Consider the following 18,268-nt stretch of genomic DNA (forward strand, 5'->3'; position numbering starts at 1 on the left):
CGATAAAAGAGGTATTCATTCAATGCAAAAACGTTATCTGGGTAAATCCCGACTCGAAGTCTCCGCGCTTGGGCTCGGTTGCATGGGATTAAGCCACGGCTATGGCCCGGCGACCGATACCCGACAGGCTATCGAGCTCATTCGCGCAGCGGTTGAACGTGGCGTCACCTTCTTCGATACTGCTGAAGTGTATGGCCCCTTCCTTAATGAAGAAGTAGTCGGCGAAGCCTTAAAACCGTTTCGTGACCGCGTGGTCATCGCCACTAAGTTTGGTTTTACTTTTGGCGACGACGGCAAGCAGCAGATTTTAAATAGCCGTCCGGAGCATATCCGTGAAGCTGTGGAAGGATCATTACGCCGTCTTAAGACTGATGTCATTGACCTGCTGTATCAACACCGTGTCGATCCGGATGTCCCGATTGAAGATGTTGCGGGTACGGTAAAAGATCTGATCGCTGAAGGCAAAGTTAAACATTTCGGTCTGTCCGAAGCAGGTGCGCAAACCATTCGTCGTGCGCATGCCGTACAACCTGTCACTGCCCTGCAAAGCGAATACTCAATGTGGTGGCGCGAGCCTGAGCAGGAGATCCTACCGTTACTGGAGGAACTGGGCATTGGTTTCGTTCCCTTCAGCCCATTAGGCAAAGGCTTCCTGACGGGCTCGATTAAGCCAGGAACCACTTTTGGCAAAGATGATTACCGCAGCACGGTGCCGCGTTTCGCCGAGCAGGCGATTGAAGCCAATGAAAAGCTGGTCTCATTGCTGGGTGAACTGGCGGCAGAGAAAGGTGTGACGTCTGCACAAATCGCTCTGGCATGGCTGCTGGCACAAAAGCCGTGGATTGTGCCTATCCCTAGCACCACGAAACTGCACCGGCTGGAAGAAAATCTGGGGGCTGCTGACATCATTCTTTCGCAGGATGACTCACGGCAGATAACCCAGGCGCTTGAAACGATTAAAATCGTCGGCGAACGTTACTCTCCTGAGCACCAGGCCCGAGTAGGCCGTTAATATCCGGACGGGTCTACGGACCCGTTATTCCTGGTAGCGAAGTGCATCGATCATCAGCGCAAAAGCGGGGGGATGCTGCTTGCGGCTCGGGTAGTAGAGGTAATATCCGGGGAAAGATGGGCACCAGTCCTGCAGAATCTGAATAAGCTCTCCTGACTTTATATAATCCTGCACCCTGTCTTCAGGTATACAGGCGATGCCAAAACCGGATAAAGCAGCATCAATCCTTTCCGCCTGCAGATTAAACGTTAGCTGCCCTTCCACTCTGACCCGTAGCGGTTTCCCTTCCTTCTCAAACTCCCAGTGGTAAAGCCCACCGGCTGTCGGCAGGCGCATATTGATGCACCGGTGATTTTGTAGCTCGTGCGGCGTTTCAGGTGCAGGATTTGCAGCGAAATAAGACGGCGCTCCTACCACAGCCATTCTCATGTCCGGGCCAATTCTTACCGCAATCATGTCCTTATCCACGCTTTCGCCCAGGCGGATCCCGGCATCAAAACGCCCCTCAACAATATCGACAAAGCCGTTATCAACCACCAGTTCGAGATTAATTTCGGGATATTCCCTGAGGAAGGGTTTTAGCTTCGGCCATACCAGACTTCGCGCGGCATGCTCCCCGGCAGATAAACGGATATTGCCGGAGGCGGTGCCGTTCAGCTGAACCAGCGATTCCAGTTCCTGCTCGAGATCGGCAATACGGGGTTCAAGGCAGGCAATAATTCGCTCACCGGCTTCCGTAGGGGCAACGCTTCGGGTCGTGCGGGTCAAGAGGCGGATATTCAGCCTTTCCTCCAGGGCCTTCATCGCGTGGCTGAGTGCAGACTGAGAAACGCCCAGTTTGCCCGCTGCTTTGGTAAAACTTCGCTCCCTTGCCACCACAAGAAAGATTTGCAGTTCGTTGAAATTTTCTTTGAGCATCGGCGATTTCCTTATGGAGGCATTCCCTTCATCGCACACTCATGAAGGGTGTTCATAGACACAATCATTTTAGCCCCATTACTGACATTAATGATAATTGATATTCTGACCGTATCGAAAATAAATCTGAATTATCAGTAGGTTTATCATGAGAATACTCGTTGCAGGGGCGACAGGAAGTATTGGCCTTCATGTCGTCAATACCGCTATCAAAATGGGCCATCAGCCTGTAGCGCTGATCCGAAATAAGCGCAAAGTGAAATCGCTTCCTCGGGGAACAGATATTTTTTACGGCGATGTTTCATTGCCTGAAACACTCACCGAATTACCGAAAGATATTGATGCCATCATCTTTACGCTCGGTTCCGATGGTCAGGGTCGTATTGGTGCCAGGGCGATAGATTATGGCGGAGTGCGCAATATTTTACGAATATTCAGGGATGTATCTGTTCGTATCAGCCTGATGACCACGATTGGCGTGACTGAACGACTCAGCACCTGGAATCAACGCACTGAGGTTCATGACTGGAAAAGGCGTGCCGAGCGTCTGGTCAGGGCCAGTGGTCACCCCTATACCATCGTCAGGCCCGGCTGGTTTGATTACAACAATGATGATGAACACCGAATCGTTATGCTTCAGGGAGATCGTCGCCATGCAGGAACACCGGAAGATGGTGTGATATCCCGGGAGCAAATCGCCCAGGTTCTGGTCAGTGCCCTGACCCACGACGAGGCAAAAAATAAAACGTTCGAACTGGTGGCTGAACGAGGTGAAGCACAGCAGGATCTTACCCCACTGTATGCAGACCTGCAGGCTGATGATCCACAAAAAAATGATGGGGTTCTGGACATAGACAATATGCCTCTGCGTGAAGAACCTGACTGCATTATTAACGAGCTGAATTTGTATTCAAAAAAATTAGCCAATCGACAACCCTGACAATTTTGTCATATAGCCGTCAGCCTCATGACAGCTTAAGTCTGTATATTTGAATACACAGATGGAGGAAGTTACTCCTGATACAAGTCCAGTTTCAAGCATATTGTTAAAGAGGTACTAGATATGAAAGCACTACTTATTACTACATTGGTCATGGGATTTATTTCCGTAAATGCCGCATCTGCCGCTCAGGAAATTAACCATGCAGATGGGAAAGAAAAGATTGGTGTAGTCTCAACCAGTAATGCCTATACGCTTGATGATTTATCGAATGCGCTCTCTCGTAAGGCTGATGAGCAAGGAGCAACATCGTTCAAAATCCTTTCGACAACGGGGGGTAACAGGCTACATGGAGTTGCTGAAATATATAAGTAAATCATTAGCATCCCAAACAGGATGTATCACAGCCCTCTTATAGTGAGCGTCGATTTATGTTCAGAACAGAAGACTGAATCGCCACGGGTTTAACAGACACCTCGGAGTCATTTAAGATGACTTAAAGAGAGGTGCCCATGAGCGGTAAACGTTATCCCGAAGAGTTTAAAATTTAAGCAGTCAAACAGCTGTTGATCGTGGTCATTCTTTTTCCAGCGTGGCAACACGTCTCGATATCACCACCCACAGTCATTACGCCTGGATAAAGAAGTACGGGCCGGACGCTTCCAATAACAAAGAATTGTCAGATGTTCAGGCCGAGATCCGCCAACTCCAGAAGGAACTGAAGCGGGTTGCTGACGAACGGGACATATTAAATAAAGCCGCGGCGTACTTCGCAAAGCTGTCCGACGATAGCTGCCGGGTATTCCTCAGTACCAAAGCCCAACGTAATTTTTAACCTTAATCTGAACAAAAGAGACGAGGTCAGCTCCATGTAGTCCAAGTTTCATTAACTGATAGCGGGGATTATTATCTAAAACAAAAAATAAATGAGAAGTCTCGATGTGGAGCACTTCCCTGAGGAAGCGCTCTACTGGTAATTTACCCTTTTCCTTAAAAGAAAAATCCCGCCAATAACAATTATTATTAAGAGGCAAGTATTAGTTTCGACTTCCCTAATTGACTTATGTAATCCGCATACCACTGCATCATCTCCCTACGTCCTTCCAGATACAACGCATGGTTATACGTCCCACGAATCGCATTCTTATCAACGTGAGCCAGCTGGGTCTCAATCCACGCTGTATTGAACCCTTCCTCATGCAAAATCGTACTCATCGTGTGGCGGAAACCATGCCCCGTTACCTTCCCCGTATATCCAATCCGCTTAAACACCTGATTAATACTCGCTTCACTCATCGTCTTGCGGGGATCATTACGTCCCGGGAACACCAGTGGATATTGCCCTGACATCACTTTGAGTTGCTGTACGATTTCCAGTGCTTGGGTAGAGAGGGGCACCAGGTGAGGCCGTTTCATCTTCATACGCTCTGCAGGTATTTCCCACACCGCTTTTTCAAGATCAAACTCACTCCAGAAAGCACCTCGAAGCTCGCCGGTGCGAACTCCCGTAAGGATCAGCAAACGTGCGGCAAGAACAACCAGCGGGCTGCCTGTATAGCCAGATAGAGCTTTAAAGAAGTCTGGTAACTCCTCAACGGTAAGGAAGGGATAATGCTTCGATTCATGCCCTGACATCGCGCTGGTAAGATCCGCTGCAGGGTTATATTCCGCACGACCGGTAACGATGGCGTAGCGAAAGACTTCACTGCAACGCTGGCGAACCTTCTTGGCCTTCTCTGTCGCGCCACGGCTTTCCATTCGACGCAGCACATTAAGCAGAACCAGCGGTTTGATTTCATTCACCGGCTGCTGGCCGATATAGGGGAAAATATCTTTATTGAAAGCTTCGATAATGTCGGAGGCATAACCTTCTGACCATCGGCTTACCTTCGTTCCGTGCCATTCAAGCGCCACAGACTGGAACGTGTTGTTGAGCTGCACATCCCGAACCAGCTTTTCTTCTTTCTTGGCAAATGATGGATCGATACCCTCAGCCAGCTTTTTCTTGGCTTCATCACGCAGCGCCCTCGCTTGTGCCAGGGACACTGCCGGATAGACCCCAAAAGCCATACGCTTCTCTTTTCCATTGAAGCGATATTTCATCCGCCAGTATCGGGAACCTGAGGGAACGACTTCAAGATACAAACCAGCACCATCTGCCAGCTTGTAGGCTTTCTCTCTGGGTTTAGCTGCATCTACCTGTCGCGCATTTAGCTTCATTGGGGGCATCTCCCTGGACCGAACACAGAATGCCCCCACTTATGCCCCCAACTGTAACTTGATTTCGGTTGAGTCCAGTTGATAACAGGAGATAAAATACGGGCTATAAACCGCATTATACGGGCTTTAAGTTGATTTCGGTAGACTTGGGAAGAGTTTGAAATGGTGCCGATAATAGGAATCGAACCTACGACCTTCGCGTTACGAGTGCGCTGCTCTACCTACTGAGCTATATCGGCTTTCAGGAGATAGTCACGGGCGTGACTACGGTGCAAAAGATTAAGAAAAACGTGCAGGCTCGTCAACCACTCTGTTGTGCAGTTGCTGTTTATTAGAGCGTCACGCCGCGAAATCCGCACAAATTGCGCGTCATAATTTATCCGCCAGGCGGCATGGTTTATCGTGCCGCTCAATTCATATCGCACTGCTAAATATGTTGTTTAGCGGGTATGTAACTGTAACGAATGTGATTTTTGCAGTTTATCAAAGAAATGCGAGGCACCTCGCAGGGTTATGACGAGAAAAATAATATCGCGATTTAGCTATTGTCACCTGAAAACCACTATGGGTATTCTGTACACGCACCAGCAAAATCTGGTGCCGGGTGTAGGAACCTGATTCACTCTATGGCGACAATTGACGTTCATGACGTATTTTCCATTGTCGCAGCATCAACACACCTTTATTCTTATCAACGGTGGCGCTGGTGTGGCAGCCTTCGGGCTGACCGATATCCATAGAGGTCGGTTCCTACCCTCATCAGCGTCACCACCCATAAGTGTAGGAACTCCGGTGGTGGTGATTTAATTACTCTATGGAGAATTCCGTCATGATGACTTCTGATAATCAAATTACAACAAGCTCTTCCCCGGTCTATATGAGCTTCGATTTATTCGAACTGCTGGACGCCTGTGAAACGCTAACCGATACGCTTATTGAATGCCGCAATCCGAAAGATCGACAGCATTTATATCTCCGTCTGGCAGAATGCCTGAAAGCAATGGAAACCGAGCTTGAAAAGCCCTTGCCGCCCTATCTTATTGAACGCCTGACGGCCGAGAAACTTGTTGCCACCCAGCCTCAGCAGGTCGCCGGGGACTCAGAACTTCTGCGCCAGTACTGCTACGCGTTAACGAAGATGCTGATAGGACAAAAGCAGGAACAGCAGCTGAATGAAGCGTTAAACGCCCTGCTGTTTGAACTGGTGAATTTATTAATTGAAGATTTGCTGGCACCGCGCTTTACGCGAGTGAACGTCGGTTGAATAAGTAACGTTGCGTTATTTGTAAGGCGGATAAAGGTAGTGCCATCCGCCATATATATTTCCCGCCGTTACGGTGGATGGCGCTTGCGCTTATCCACCGTACATAAATGAATAAGCGCAACGGCATACAGGTAATACGCCAGCAATAATCATCTTTAACTACTGGCGCATGACTTTTATTTCAATCAGGCGCGGATCGTATCGTCGCCGAAACCGATCCACTTGTAGGTGGTTAACGCTTCAAGCCCCATCGGGCCGCGGGCGTGCAGTTTCTGCGTGCTCACGGCGACTTCAGCACCCAGGCCGAACTGGCCGCCGTCGGTGAAGCGTGTGGAGGCGTTAACGTACACCGCCGAGGAATCGACTTCGTTCACGAAGCGGTTCGCATTGCGCAGCGTGCGGGTGAGAATCGCGTCCGAGTGCTGAGTGCCGTGTTCGCGGATGTGGGCGATTGCATCGTCCAGATCGTCCACCACCTTCACGTTCAGGTGCAGCGATAGCCACTCGTCGTCGTACTCTTCGGCCTTCACCGGCAGCACTTCTGCCGGGCCATTTTGCAGCAGCGGCAGGGATTTCTCATCCGCATGCAGCGTGACGCCGGATTCCGCCATCTGCTTGCCGAGCGCGGGCAGGAAGGTATCCGCAATGCCGTGATGCACCAGCAGCGTTTCCACCGTGTTGCAGGTGCTTGGGCGCTGGGTTTTAGCGTTGACGATGATTTTCAGCGCCGGTTCGATCTCCGCCGAGTCGTCCACAACAATGTGGCAGACGCCAATCCCGCCGGTAATGACCGGGATGGTGGACTGTTCACGGCACAGCTTGTGCAGGCCCGCGCCGCCGCGTGGGATGAGCATGTCGACGTAGCGATCCATTTTCAGCAGCTCGTTGACCAGCGCGCGGTCCGGGCTTTCAATCGCCTGCACCGCCGCGGCCGGCAGGCCGCATTCCACCAGCGCCTGCTGGATGACTTTTACGGTTGCCGCGTTGGTGCGCCACGTTTCTTTGCCACCGCGCAGAATCGCCGCGTTGCCGGTTTTCAGGCACAGCGAGGCGACGTCTACCGTTACGTTCGGGCGCGCTTCGTAAATGACGCCGATCACGCCCAGCGGTACGCGGCGTCGTTCCAGACGCAGGCCGCTGTCCAGCAGCCCGCCGTCAATCACCTGCCCTACCGGATCGGCCAGATTACAAACCTGGCGCACGTCGTCCGCGATGCCCTTCAGGCGCGCGGGGGTGAGCTGCAGGCGGTCGAGCATGGCTTCGCTCAGGCCATTGGTGCGCGCTTCGGCGACATCCTGCTCGTTGGCGATGAGGATCTGTTCCGCCTGTTCCAGCAGATAGTCCGCGATGCGTTCCAGCACGCGGTTTTTCTCATGGCTTGAGAGCAGCGCCAGCCTGTAAGAAGCCGCTTTGGCGTCTTTGCCCATTTGTTCCAGCATAGCCCGCTCCTTAGTTAACGATCATATCATCACGATGCACGGCAACCGGGCCGTATTCATAGCCGAGGATGGCATCGATCTGCTGTGAGTGGTGGCCCGCGATGCGGCGCAGCGCGTCGCTGTTGTAGCGGCTTACGCCGTGGGCAACGTCGCGCCCTTCGAGGCTGCGGATGCGGATGACTTCCCCACGGGAGAAGTTGCCGGACACGCTTTTAATGCCTTTTGGCAGCAACGAGCTGCCGCGTTCGAGGATGGCAGACAGCGCGCCGTCGTCTACGGTTATTTCGCCCGCTGGCGGCGCGCCGAAGATCCAGCGCTTGCGGTTTTCAAGCGGAGACTGCTGCGCGTGGAAGCGCGTGCCGACCGGCGTTCCCGCCATCACGTCGCCGATCACGCCAGGCTTGCTGCCTGCGGCAATGATGACGTCGATGCCCGCGCGGCAGGCGACGTCCGCCGCCTGCAGTTTGGTGCCCATGCCGCCGGTGCCGAGGCCGGATACGCTGTCGCCCGCAACCGCGCGCAGAGCGTCGTCGATGCCGTGGACTTCTTTAATCAGCTCCGCCGCCGGGTTATTTCGCGGGTCGGCGGTGTACAGACCTTGCTGATCGGTGAGCAGCAGCAGCTTGTCTGCCCCGGCCAGAATAGCGGCCAGCGCTGAGAGGTTGTCGTTGTCGCCGACTTTGATTTCCGCCGTGGCGACGGCGTCGTTTTCGTTAATCACCGGCACGATGTTGTTGTCGAGCAGCGCGCGCAGGGTATCGCGCGCGTTCAGGAAGCGTTCGCGGTCTTCCATGTCTGCGCGGGTCAGCAGCATCTGGCCGATATGAATCCCGTAAATAGAAAAGAGCTGTTCCCAGAGCTGGATCAGGCGGCTTTGCCCGACCGCCGCCAGAAGCTGCTTGGAGGCGATGGTTGCCGGAAGCTCCGGATAGCCGAGATGCTCGCGCCCTGCGGCAATCGCCCCAGAGGTGACAATAACGATGCGATGCCCGCTCGCGTGGAGCTGCGCGCACTGGCGCACAAGCTCAACGATGTGGGCGCGGTTCAGGCGGCGTGAGCCACCGGTTAATACGCTGGTGCCAAGTTTTACCACCAGCGTCTGGCTGTCACTCATGATTCTCTGCCGTTTTAGCGTAATAGGAAAAATTAAAGATCAGATCACGTTTTAGCAGGACTGACGCGGCTTGCCAACAGGCTCGGAGGGAAAAGCACCAACTTAACGAGGCAGATCATTAAGCGTAGCGGTAAAGTTTGACAATTTTGTGACGGAGAAACTTTATTACGTTTATTTAAACTTTATCTCAAAGTGTCATAAATCTTTCATCTCCAGACGATAAAACTCTCTGCGTTTTTAAACGGGATATCGCCCGATTAAATTTAGCGCGTTTACACATTGGGATGAAAAATGAAAAAGACCACTCTGGCATTAATGGTAATGGGCGTTGTTGCTTCAGCTTCTTCACAGGCTGCGGAAATTTATAATAAGGACGGCAACAAGCTTAACGTTTATGGCAAAGTCAAAGCGATGCATTATATCAGCGACGATGCCACAAAAGACGGCGACCAGACCTATGTGCGTTTTGGTTTTAAAGGCGAAACACAGATTAACGATAAGCTGACCGGTTATGGTCAGTGGGAAGCAGAATTCTCCGGCAATAAAGACGAAAGCAATTCCACAACGAAAACCCGTTACGCTTTCGCCGGTATTAAATATGCCAACTTCGGCTCGTTTGATTATGGCCGTAGCCTGGGCGCGTTATACGACGTGGAAGCCTGGACCGATATGTTCCCGGAATTTGGCGGCGACTCTTCAGCCAGAACCGATAACTTCATGACCAAGCGCGCATCCGGCCTTGCCACCTTCCGCAGCACCGATCTGTTCGGCGTGGTAGACGGTCTGAACATGACTCTGCAATACCAGGGCAAAAACGAAAGCCGCGACGTGAGCAAGCAGAATGGCGATGGCTACGGCACGGCGTTGACCTATGACTTCGGCGGCAGCGACTTCCAGATCGGCGGCGCATACACCAGCTCTGACCGCACCAACGCGCAACAGGCGCTGGCACGCGGCAACGGCGACAAAGCCGACTCCTGGGCTACCGGCGTGAAATATGACGCAAACAATCTTTATGTCGCTTCAATGTATTCCGAAACGCGTAATATGACGCCAATCTCCGGCGGCTTTGCGAATAAAACACAAAGTTTCGAAGCCGTGGTGCAATATCAATTTGATTTCGGCCTGCGTCCGTCGCTGGGCTATGTTCAGCAGAAAGGGAAAGATATTGAAGGCATTGGCGATGCGGATCTGGTGAAATATATTGATGTGGGCGCAACCTACTACTTCAATAAAAACATGTCAGCATTTGTTGACTATAAAATTAACCAGCTGGACGATGATAACCCGCTGGCTATTAATAACGATGATATCGTTGCGCTGGGTATGGTTTATCAGTTCTAATTTATTTGATGGTTTTGTCGGTGGCGCTGCGCTTACCCGAACTACAAATTCAGTGTTGTAGGGTGGATAAGCGAATGCGTCATCCATCGAAATTATCGGCAAAATACTTTATTGAGTCGCCCTTCCTGGAAAGGAAGGGCGTTTTTATTTATGCGGAAAGCTTTACGGGCTTGTCGGCAAAATTTTCGGCAGGCACCAGATCGAGATCCAGCGTTTTTAACAGGTCGCGTAAACGTTCGTGGAATCCACGCAGGGTTTGCTCCAGTCGGTCATCCACTTCCTTGTCTTTCGATGGGGTTGTCGTCCATTTACCGCTTTTGTCGAACAGACCAAAGTGGTAGGTGTAGGTAAATTGCTTTTCCTGTGCTTCCAGCTCCATCCACCATCCCCAGAATTCACGCAGCTCTGGAGCAGGTTTCACGTTGACGCACACCGCCAGGCAGTCAAAGAAGAAGCGATTATCTTCACACTGCTCTTCCCGAATATACGGGCCAAGGGCGGCAAATTTTTTGATCAGTCTACCTTTCGGGTGTCCACTCGGTAACGTCATTGTGATCTCCTGTTATGAAGCAACTGTTTTACCAAACCGATAAAATTTAGCAAATTTTTAACGTAATCTTTGTTTGATCCAATCGGTGATTTCTTGCAAAGCCTTGTCAAAATTTTTATACACCGGGTTAAAGGGTATCGACAACAGTTTGCCGTCCGCGGATGACGAAGTTATCAACCGCGATTCCTCTTCCGGGCTGAACGGGTCGTTGGCCCAGAAGCCCGAGAGCATGGGCGTTGGGCAGCGTCGGCCAAGCAATCCCTGGGTCTTGAGCGAGTAGCGATTTAGCTCGACGCTCAGCGCGCTGTCCGAGGCGTCGTTCATGCCGAGGCGGCTCGCCAGCACGTCAATATACATTTCCGGCACCAGCTCCTGGCGCTTAGGGTCGCTTAACAGACTGTGGACCACCGGGCCAAGGCAGGCGACGGCTTTAAGGCGAGGCGCTTCGAGGTAAGCCAGGCGAACCGCAACGTTCGCGCCGAAGCGAAAACCAAAGGCGGCGACGCGGGTGTGATCGACCCACGGAATATTCGGCAGCGCCTTAAGAACGTGCTGGTGCAGCTGGCTGGAATCCTGAGTGAGCTTCCATTTGGAGGAGTAGCCGACCGACGGCATGTCGATGGTCAGCATCGCGATACCCTGCGGGGCAAGGTACTTTTCAAACAGGGTGTAGTAGTCGCTTTGCAGCGCATCCAGACCACCGCACATCAGCACCGTAGGGAACGGCCCTTCTTTGCCCTTCGGCATATGCAGGAAGCCGGTAATCGCCCCGCCGCCGGTGATGGTGAATTCGAGTTCGCGCAGGTTGCCGGAAAGGCGCGGAGCCGCCTCTTCGAAGGCCCGGTTAGCGAGCACCTGCGCCTGTTCGGCTAGCGCGTCCCCCTTCAGGTGCGGGTAGGCCGCGATGCTGTAGAGGTTTGCCGCCTGCAGCCAGTATTTCCCAATCTTCGCCTCGTCGGTTTCCTGATTGGCCTTTTGCTGCCACATCATCGCCTGCTTCGACCACTCGTAAATCCAGTTGCCGCCGCGATAGCCGACTACGGTGTCATACAGCTCTTCGTCCGTATGCTCTTCTTTGCAGCAGGCGATGCGGGCCTGCACGTCCAGAATTTCACGCGGGTCCACGCCGCGCCAGATCCACATCAGGCGGTTAACCATGCGGTACCAGTGGGGAACGGCTTTACCGTCCAGCGCGGACTGAATGTTTGGGGCAGCGTGGTGCGAAGAGCGACGAACGAGCGTCGATGTCTCCGGATGCTTAAAGCGGGGTTTGAACAGGACTTCACTAAGATTAGCCTGGGACATCGTTTCTGCCTCCGTGAAAACGTCAGGAATGCAGGTATTGTACTCGGTCAGCGGCCAAATAACAGAAACGCCCGGCATAGCCGGGCGTAAATGAATGCAAATCATCAATTTTTAATAGACTAAATCATTTGAGTTACGGGTAGGCGGCAAGGGAGTAAATCCCCAGGAGTGAAGCCAACACCCCTGTAGCTCAAAGGATGACGGCTATTAGCGGCCTGCTAACGGCGGGACAAATACAACGCCCATATCCCAAGGCTGTTCGATCCAGGTATCCTGTGGGATATCAATCACATAGTCGTCAACCAGCGGTTGACCGGCCGGTTTGGCGAAGATAGTGACGAAATGCGCCTTCGGATACATTTCGCGGATAGCAACGGCGGTGCCGCCGGTATCGACCAGATCGTCAATCACAATGAAGCCTTCGCCGTCGCCTTCAGCGCGTTTGAGCACGGTCAGCTCGCGCTGGTTGTCGTGGTCGTAGCTGGAGATACAAACGGTATCAACATGACGAATACCCAGTTCACGCGCCAGCAGCGCGCCCGGAACCAGACCACCACGGCTAACGGCAATAATGCCTTTCCACTGTTCGGCAGGCAGCAGGCGGCTTGCCAGTTTGCGGGCGTGAATCTGCAACATGTCCCAGGTGACGACGTATTTTTCGCTCATGTGAAGTGTCCCAGCCTATTATTAACGGCTTAAAAATGTTCAAAGGGGTTTTGGTTGCGCGAGATTATAGAGATCTGACGCACTAAAAACCAGTGGAACGGCACGGCCATGGCGGTTTTTACGTGGATTGGGTCGTCAGGCGCAAAGAGTTAGTGGTATTCTCAGACCATCGCGCAAGCCCTGCTTGTGGTGTACACCCGGCAGGTCAACCCAAGACCTGTGTGCCAAAAAAAATCTTCGCCGAGTCGATGTCAAGGAGACCTAACGTGTCTGAATTGTCTCAATTATCTCCGCAGCCGCTGTGGGATATTTTTGCCAAAATCTGTTCTATTCCGCACCCTTCATACCATGAAGAGCAACTGGCGGAACACATCCTGTCCTGGGCAAAAGAAAAAGGGCTGCACGTTGAACGCGACCAGGTCGGCAACATCCTGATCCGCAAACCTGCCACCGCAGGGATGGAAAACCGCAAAGCGGTCGTTCTGCAGGCACACCTTGATATGGTGCCGCAGAAAAACAACGATACCGTCCACGACTTCACTAAAGATCCCATCCAACCGTACGTTGACGGCGAGTGGGTAAAAGCGCGCGGTACCACGCTGGGTGCCGATAACGGCATCGGTATGGCTTCCGCGCTGGCGGTGCTGGCTGACGATAAAGTGGCGCATGGCCCGCTGGAAGTGCTGCTGACCATGACCGAAGAAGCCGGTATGGACGGCGCTTTTGGCCTGCAGGCCAACTGGCTACAGGCAGATATCCTGATCAACACCGACTCTGAAGAAGAAGGTGAGATCTACATGGGCTGCGCGGGCGGGATTGATTTCATCACCACGCTGCCGCTGCAACGCGAAGCGATTCCGGCCGGTTTTGAGACCTTCAAGCTGACCGTGAAAGGCCTGAAGGGCGGCCATTCCGGCGGTGATATTCACCTTGGTCTGGGCAACGCGAACAAGCTGCTGGCCCGTTTCCTGTTCGCCCACGCGGCAGAACTCGACGCCCGCCTGCTGGATCTGAACGGCGGTACGCTGCGCAACGCTATCCCTCGTGAAGCCTTCGCAACGCTTGCCGTACCGGCAGACAAAGCGGCCCAGTTGAAGTCGCTGGCTACGGAATTCCTCGCGATTCTGAAAAACGAACTGGCTGCCGTTGAGAAGAACGTCAACGTGCTGGTTGAGTCCGTAAGCAGCGATAAAGCCGCGCTGACGGCGAAAAGCCGCGACGCGTTCCTCGGCCTGCTAAACGCCACGCCAAACGGCGTTATCCGCAACTCTGACGCGGTAAAAGGCGTGGTAGAAACCTCTCTGAACGTCGGCGTGGTGACGACGAGCGACGACAGCGCGGAAATCATCTGCCTGATCCGCTCTCTTATCGATACCGGTAAAGATTACGTGGTGGGCATGCTGCACGCGCTTGGCCAGCTCGCCGGTGCGCAGACCAATGCGAAGGGCAGTTACCCAGGCTGGCAGCCGGATGCTAACTCTCCGGTTATGCACCTGGTGCGCGAAACCTACCAGAAGCTGTTTAACAAAACGCCGAACATCATGGTAATCCACGCGGGCCTGGAGTGCGGTCTGTTCAAGAAACCTTATCCGGACATGGACATGGTTTCTATCGGGCCAACCATCACCGGTCCTCACTCCCCGGATGAGCAGGTGCATATCGAAAGCGTGGGCCAGTATTGGATCCTGCTGACCGAGCTGCTAAAAGCGATTCCAGCGAAGTAAGCACTTTGAGCGTTAGCGCTATCCGGCGAAACTGTCGGGTGGCGCTGCGCTTACCCGACCTACGGATTCGGTGTTGTAGGGTGAATAAGCCGATGCTCTATCCGCTGAAACTGTCGGGTGGCGCTGCGCTTACACGACCTACGGGTTCGGTGTTGTAGGGTGAATAAGCCGATGCTCTATCCGGTGAAACTGTCGGGTGGCGCTGCGCTTACCCGACCTACGGTTTCGGTGTTGTAGGGTGGATAAGCCGATGCGCTATCCGCTGAAACTGTCGGGTGGCGCTGCGCTTACCCGACCTACGGGTTCGGTGTTTGCGTGGTTCGCGCCATCCGTCATACAAGTTCGGTGTTGTAGGGTGGATAAGCGAATGCGCCATCCACCAACAATCTCCTGCCCTCACAACCCCAACAGCAGCTGCCGCTCAATCTGCGGGTCCAGCAGCGTGACGTGTAACCCCACCAGCCTCACCCCCCGCCCTCCCCGGCGATCGTTCCAGGTATTTTTTGCCGTGGCGATCAAATCTTCTTTATTAAGCTGCGGCCAGACGTGCTCTTGGGTCGTTTGCTGGAAATCATTAAACTTGAGCTTTACCCCCTGACGGGCGATCAGCAGGTCGGGCTTCACGTTCTTCAACCGCCTTTCAAGCTCGGGATACAGCTGTTCGATAATCGCTTCGCACTCTTCCCAGCGGTGAATATCTTCGGCCAGCGTTTTTTCAACGCCGACGGATTTGCGCTGCCTTTCGTTGCTGATTTCTCGCTCGTCGATGCCCTGGCTTCGCTCCCAGATAACCCGGCCAAACTTCCCGAAGCGCTTTAGCAGCGAGGCTAAATCGGTTTTCTGCACGTCGGCACAGGTGCGCAGGCCGAGGCTTTCGAGCTTGCCGGCGGTGACCTTGCCCACGCCGGGGATTTTGCCCAGCGGCAGAGTTTCCAAAAAGGCCGGAACCTCGTCAGGCGTGATCACATATTGCCCGTTCGGCTTGTTAAGGTCGGAGGCGATTTTGGCGAGGAACTTTACCGGCGCGATACCGGCGGAGGCGGTGAGATTCAGCTCGTCAGAAATAGCCTGGCGGATCTCCCGCGCCATCAGCGTAGCCGAGCCGTAGCAGTGCGGGCTGGCGGAAACGTCGAGATAGGCTTCGTCGAGCGACAGCGGTTCAATCAAGGGGGTGTAGCGGGAGAAGATTTCACGGATGTGGTTCGAGGCTTCTTTATAGGCATCGAAGCGGCCAGGCAGTAACGTCAAATGCGGGCAGAGCTTGAGCGCCATTGCGGTGGACATCGCGCTGTGGACGCCGTATTTACGCGCCGGGTAGTTCGCCGTGCTGATGACCCCGCGCCGCTGTGCGCTGCCGCCGATAGCCAGAGGGATATCGCGCAGGGCTGGATTATCACGCATCTCAACGGCGGCAAAGAAGCAGTCCATATCAACATGAATGATTTTACGCATGCTCATCCAACCCTATTATTTACTGGATAAGTATACAGTCAAGTTGGGAAATGTGTGAAGGGAAATGTCGGGTGGCGCTGCGCTTACCCGACCTACCTAAGCGTGGAATTTCGATGTGGATTGTCGGGTGGCGCTGCGCTCACCCGACCTACCTAAGCGTGGGATTTTGATGTGGATTGTCGGGGGGCGCCACGCTTACCCAACCTACCAAACCAGCGTAGGTCAGATAAGCGAAGCGCCATCTGACAAATCTAAAGGATTTGTCCGGACTTAAATTTCGCCTCGCGCGCTTCCCGCGCCATGCGTTTTTTACGCGCGTCGCACGGTTCGGGGCAGTTGCACACCTTCTCCATTCCCAGCGCTGCAATGCCGCCGCAGCTGCCCTGAATGGATTTACGCTTGACGATAAAGCCCAGCGACATGCCGAAAATTACCAGCACGAAGACGGCAAAGGTGGCAATAAACACGATAAGCATAGTGGCTCCCGTCAGCCGCCAAAGTCGTCGAGCATGATGTTTTCATCCTCTACGCCCAGGTCTTTGAGCATTTTAATTACCGCCGCGTTCATCATCGGTGGCCCGCACATATAGAACTCGCAGTCTTCCGGCGCGGGATGGTTGCGCAGGTAGTTTTCCAGCAGAACGTTGTGGATGAAGCCGGTATACCCCGTCCAGTTGTCTTCCGGCTGCGGATCGGAAAGCGCGACGTTAAAGGTGAAGTTCGGGTTTTCCTGCGCCAGCTTTTCAAACTCATCTTCGTAGAACATTTCACGCAGCGAGCGCGCGCCGTACCAGAAGCTGATTTTGCGCGTGCTGTGCAGGCGCTTGAGCTGGTCGAAGATGTGGGAACGCATCGGTGCCATGCCCGCACCGCCGCCGATAAAGACCATTTCGGCATCGGTATCTTTGGCAAAGAATTCACCAAACGGCCCGGAAATGGTGACTTTATCACCCGCCTTTAACGACCAGATATAGGAAGACATAATCCCCGGCGGCGCGTCCGGCACGTTCGGCGGCGGCGTGGCGATACGCACGTTGAGCATAATAATGCCCTCTTCTTCCGGGTAGTTCGCCATGGAGTAAGCGCGTACACAGGGTTCGTTCACCACGGACTGGAAGCGGAACAGGTTAAATTTGTCCCAGTCGCCGCGATACTCGTCCGGCACGTCGAAGTCGGCATAGCTAACCTGATGCGGTGGCGATTCAATTTGAATGTAGCCCCCGGCGCGGAACGGCACCACGTCACCGTCAGGAATGCGTAGCTTCAGCTCTTTGATAAACGTCGCTTTGTTATCGTTAGAGATAACCTCGCATTCCCATTTTTTGACGCCGAATATCTCTTCCGGCAGCTCAATCTTCATGTCCTGCTTAACGGCAACCTGACAGGCCAGACGGCAGCCCTCTTTGGCCTCGCGTTTGGTAATGTGCGAAAGCTCGGTTGGCAGAATATCGCCGCCGCCCTCTTTGATTTTCACACGGCACTGGCCGCACGAGCCGCCGCCGCCGCAGGCCGAGGAGATAAAGATCCCCTGGCTTGAAAGGGTGTTCAGCAGCTTATCGCCTGCGGGCGCGTGGAACTGCTTGTCCGCATCGCCATTAACTTCGATCAGCACGTCGCCGGAGTTCACAAGCTTCGATTTTGCGAACAAAATCATCAGCGCCAGCGCCAGGACGATCAGCGTAAACATCACTACGCCAAGAATAATTTCCATAAATTTCCGCCCTTACAGCTGCACACCGGAGAAGGACATAAAGCCCAGCGCCATCAAACCGGTGGTGATAAAGGTTATCCCTAAGCCGCGCAGTCCTGCGGGCACGTTGGCGTATTTCATCTTCTCGCGGATACCGGCCATGGCAACGATCGCCAGCATCCAGCCGATGCCGGAGCCGAAGCCATAAACGATGGATTCGCCAAAGCCATAGTCACGTTGCACCATGAAGGAGACACCGCCAAAGATGGCGCAGTTCACGGTGATCAGAGGCAGGAAGATGCCCAGCGCGTTGTACAGCGCCGGGAAGAAACGATCGAGGATCATTTCAAGGATTTGCACCAGGGCCGCAATAACGCCGATAAAGGTGATGAAGTTCAGGAAGCTAAGATCCACCCCTTCCACCAGCGCGCCGTCGCGCAGCACCAGGTTATAAACCAGGTTGTTAACCGGCACTGAAATCCCCAGCACCACGGTTACCGCAATGCCAAGCCCAAAGGCCGTAGAGACTTTCTTCGACACGGCAAGGAAAGTACACATGCCGAGGAAGAAGGCGAGCGCCATGTTTTCAACAAACACCGCTCGCACAAACAGACTAATCATATGTTCCAT

Annotated in this window: 17 protein-coding genes, 1 tRNA gene and 1 pseudogene; 7 read left to right on the top strand and 12 right to left on the bottom strand. The window is 53.6% G+C overall.

Annotated elements, in window-relative coordinates:
* Positions 1–22: 22 nt before the first annotated feature.
* Positions 23–1,012 carry an aldo/keto reductase gene (locus ACSPHG_RS19225; protein WP_435955073.1) on the top strand — a complete coding sequence of 330 codons (990 nt, stop codon included), beginning with the start codon at positions 23–25 and terminating at the stop codon, positions 1,010–1,012.
* A gap of 24 nt (positions 1,013–1,036) precedes the next feature.
* On the opposite strand, the gene ACSPHG_RS19230 is transcribed toward ACSPHG_RS19225, so the two are convergent.
* Positions 1,037–1,930, bottom strand: a complete 894-nt coding sequence (locus ACSPHG_RS19230; protein ID WP_180243759.1) for a LysR family transcriptional regulator — start codon at positions 1,928–1,930, stop codon at positions 1,037–1,039.
* A gap of 148 nt (positions 1,931–2,078) precedes the next feature.
* On the opposite strand from ACSPHG_RS19230, the gene ACSPHG_RS19235 reads away from it, so the two are divergent.
* From ACSPHG_RS19235 to ACSPHG_RS19245, 3 genes and pseudogenes are all read left to right on the top strand, one after another.
* Positions 2,079–2,870 carry an SDR family oxidoreductase gene (locus ACSPHG_RS19235; RefSeq protein WP_435955074.1) on the top strand — a complete coding sequence of 264 codons (792 nt, stop codon included), beginning with the start codon at positions 2,079–2,081 and terminating at the stop codon, positions 2,868–2,870.
* Positions 2,871–2,993: 123 nt separating this feature from the next.
* Complete coding sequence (locus ACSPHG_RS19240) at positions 2,994–3,245, top strand: YdgH/BhsA/McbA family protein (protein ID WP_435955075.1); 252 nt, start codon at positions 2,994–2,996, stop codon at positions 3,243–3,245.
* A gap of 188 nt (positions 3,246–3,433) precedes the next feature.
* Positions 3,434–3,656 (top strand): annotated as a pseudogene (locus ACSPHG_RS19245) (transposase); the annotation flags it as partial.
* Between the two features lie 237 nt (positions 3,657–3,893).
* Here the strand turns inward: ACSPHG_RS19245 and ACSPHG_RS19250 are convergent.
* Both ACSPHG_RS19250 and ACSPHG_RS19255 read right to left on the bottom strand, forming a co-directional pair.
* Complete coding sequence (locus ACSPHG_RS19250) at positions 3,894–5,090, bottom strand: tyrosine-type recombinase/integrase (RefSeq protein WP_435955076.1); 1,197 nt, start codon at positions 5,088–5,090, stop codon at positions 3,894–3,896.
* A gap of 163 nt (positions 5,091–5,253) precedes the next feature.
* Positions 5,254–5,329: transfer RNA gene (locus ACSPHG_RS19255), tRNA-Thr, on the bottom strand.
* 590 nt (positions 5,330–5,919) lie between these two features.
* Between ACSPHG_RS19255 and ACSPHG_RS19260 the strand changes: the two genes are divergently transcribed.
* Positions 5,920–6,354 (top strand): hypothetical protein, encoded by a 435-nt coding sequence (locus ACSPHG_RS19260; protein ID WP_435955078.1) that lies wholly within the window; start codon positions 5,920–5,922, stop codon positions 6,352–6,354.
* Between the two features lie 185 nt (positions 6,355–6,539).
* Here the strand turns inward: ACSPHG_RS19260 and proA are convergent, their stop codons facing one another.
* Together proA and proB are read right to left on the bottom strand one after the other, a co-directional pair.
* The gene (proA, locus tag ACSPHG_RS19265; protein WP_435955079.1) at positions 6,540–7,793 is read right to left on the bottom strand and encodes a glutamate-5-semialdehyde dehydrogenase; all 1,254 of its coding nucleotides are present in this window, start codon (positions 7,791–7,793) and stop codon (positions 6,540–6,542) included.
* A 10-nt stretch (positions 7,794–7,803) separates the two neighbouring features.
* Positions 7,804–8,907, bottom strand: coding sequence for a glutamate 5-kinase (proB, locus tag ACSPHG_RS19270; protein WP_435955080.1), 1,104 nt, complete (start codon positions 8,905–8,907; stop codon positions 7,804–7,806).
* Positions 8,908–9,198: 291 nt separating this feature from the next.
* Between proB and phoE the strand changes: the two genes are divergently transcribed.
* Entirely contained in the window at positions 9,199–10,251 is a 1,053-nt protein-coding gene (gene phoE / locus ACSPHG_RS19275) for a phosphoporin PhoE (protein WP_435955081.1), read from the top strand.
* Positions 10,252–10,399: 148 nt separating this feature from the next.
* Here phoE and crl read toward each other — a convergent pair whose 3' ends face one another.
* The 3 genes from crl to gpt form a co-directional block, all read right to left on the bottom strand.
* Positions 10,400–10,801 (bottom strand): sigma factor-binding protein Crl, encoded by a 402-nt coding sequence (crl, locus tag ACSPHG_RS19280; RefSeq protein WP_435955082.1) that lies wholly within the window; start codon positions 10,799–10,801, stop codon positions 10,400–10,402.
* Between the two features lie 57 nt (positions 10,802–10,858).
* A complete protein-coding gene (frsA, locus tag ACSPHG_RS19285; protein WP_435955083.1) occupies positions 10,859–12,106 on the bottom strand; it encodes an esterase FrsA in 1,248 nt (415 codons plus the stop codon).
* Positions 12,107–12,313: 207 nt separating this feature from the next.
* Positions 12,314–12,772, bottom strand: a complete 459-nt coding sequence (gene gpt / locus ACSPHG_RS19290; RefSeq protein WP_202302308.1) for a xanthine phosphoribosyltransferase — start codon at positions 12,770–12,772, stop codon at positions 12,314–12,316.
* A 266-nt stretch (positions 12,773–13,038) separates the two neighbouring features.
* Here gpt and pepD point away from each other — a divergent pair, with 266 nt between their 5' ends.
* The gene (gene pepD, locus ACSPHG_RS19295; protein ID WP_435955084.1) at positions 13,039–14,496 is read left to right on the top strand and encodes a cytosol nonspecific dipeptidase; all 1,458 of its coding nucleotides are present in this window, start codon (positions 13,039–13,041) and stop codon (positions 14,494–14,496) included.
* 396 nt (positions 14,497–14,892) lie between these two features.
* Here the strand turns inward: pepD and dinB are convergent, their stop codons facing one another.
* From dinB to nqrE, 4 genes are all read right to left on the bottom strand, one after another.
* The gene (gene dinB / locus ACSPHG_RS19300) at positions 14,893–15,948 is read right to left on the bottom strand and encodes a DNA polymerase IV (RefSeq protein ID WP_435955085.1); all 1,056 of its coding nucleotides are present in this window, start codon (positions 15,946–15,948) and stop codon (positions 14,893–14,895) included.
* Between the two features lie 251 nt (positions 15,949–16,199).
* Positions 16,200–16,424: a (Na+)-NQR maturation NqrM gene (nqrM, locus tag ACSPHG_RS19305; protein WP_435955086.1), complete on the bottom strand. Its 225-nt coding sequence runs from the start codon at positions 16,422–16,424 to the stop codon at positions 16,200–16,202.
* 11 nt (positions 16,425–16,435) lie between these two features.
* Positions 16,436–17,659 carry an NADH:ubiquinone reductase (Na(+)-transporting) subunit F gene (nqrF, locus tag ACSPHG_RS19310; RefSeq protein WP_435955087.1) on the bottom strand — a complete coding sequence of 408 codons (1,224 nt, stop codon included), beginning with the start codon at positions 17,657–17,659 and terminating at the stop codon, positions 16,436–16,438.
* 12 nt (positions 17,660–17,671) lie between these two features.
* Positions 17,672–18,268, bottom strand: coding sequence for an NADH:ubiquinone reductase (Na(+)-transporting) subunit E (gene nqrE / locus ACSPHG_RS19315; RefSeq protein WP_435955088.1), 597 nt, complete (start codon positions 18,266–18,268; stop codon positions 17,672–17,674).

Origin of the sequence: Dryocola baronae, from assembly GCF_051297175.1 — a bacterium.
GTDB lineage: Bacteria > Pseudomonadota > Gammaproteobacteria > Enterobacterales > Enterobacteriaceae > Dryocola.

Excerpts from the sequence above, each read along its gene's own strand:
- proA (WP_435955079.1), bottom strand. The coding sequence starts at position 7,793 with ATGCTGGAACAAATGGGCAAAGACGCCAAAGCGGCTTCTTACAGGCTG.
- crl (WP_435955082.1), bottom strand. The coding sequence starts at position 10,801 with ATGACGTTACCGAGTGGACACCCGAAAGGTAGACTGATCAAAAAATTT.
- ACSPHG_RS19230 (WP_180243759.1), bottom strand. The coding sequence starts at position 1,930 with ATGCTCAAAGAAAATTTCAACGAACTGCAAATCTTTCTTGTGGTGGCA.
- frsA (WP_435955083.1), bottom strand. The coding sequence starts at position 12,106 with ATGTCCCAGGCTAATCTTAGTGAAGTCCTGTTCAAACCCCGCTTTAAG.
- nqrM (WP_435955086.1), bottom strand. The coding sequence starts at position 16,424 with ATGCTTATCGTGTTTATTGCCACCTTTGCCGTCTTCGTGCTGGTAATT.
- ACSPHG_RS19235 (WP_435955074.1), top strand. The coding sequence starts at position 2,079 with ATGAGAATACTCGTTGCAGGGGCGACAGGAAGTATTGGCCTTCATGTC.
- nqrE (WP_435955088.1), bottom strand. The coding sequence starts at position 18,268 with ATGGAACATATGATTAGTCTGTTTGTGCGAGCGGTGTTTGTTGAAAAC.
- dinB (WP_435955085.1), bottom strand. The coding sequence starts at position 15,948 with ATGCGTAAAATCATTCATGTTGATATGGACTGCTTCTTTGCCGCCGTT.
- ACSPHG_RS19240 (WP_435955075.1), top strand. The coding sequence starts at position 2,994 with ATGAAAGCACTACTTATTACTACATTGGTCATGGGATTTATTTCCGTA.
- proB (WP_435955080.1), bottom strand. The coding sequence starts at position 8,907 with ATGAGTGACAGCCAGACGCTGGTGGTAAAACTTGGCACCAGCGTATTA.
- ACSPHG_RS19225 (WP_435955073.1), top strand. The coding sequence starts at position 23 with ATGCAAAAACGTTATCTGGGTAAATCCCGACTCGAAGTCTCCGCGCTT.
- gpt (WP_202302308.1), bottom strand. The coding sequence starts at position 12,772 with ATGAGCGAAAAATACGTCGTCACCTGGGACATGTTGCAGATTCACGCC.
- ACSPHG_RS19260 (WP_435955078.1), top strand. The coding sequence starts at position 5,920 with ATGATGACTTCTGATAATCAAATTACAACAAGCTCTTCCCCGGTCTAT.
- nqrF (WP_435955087.1), bottom strand. The coding sequence starts at position 17,659 with ATGGAAATTATTCTTGGCGTAGTGATGTTTACGCTGATCGTCCTGGCG.
- ACSPHG_RS19250 (WP_435955076.1), bottom strand. The coding sequence starts at position 5,090 with ATGAAGCTAAATGCGCGACAGGTAGATGCAGCTAAACCCAGAGAGAAA.
- phoE (WP_435955081.1), top strand. The coding sequence starts at position 9,199 with ATGAAAAAGACCACTCTGGCATTAATGGTAATGGGCGTTGTTGCTTCA.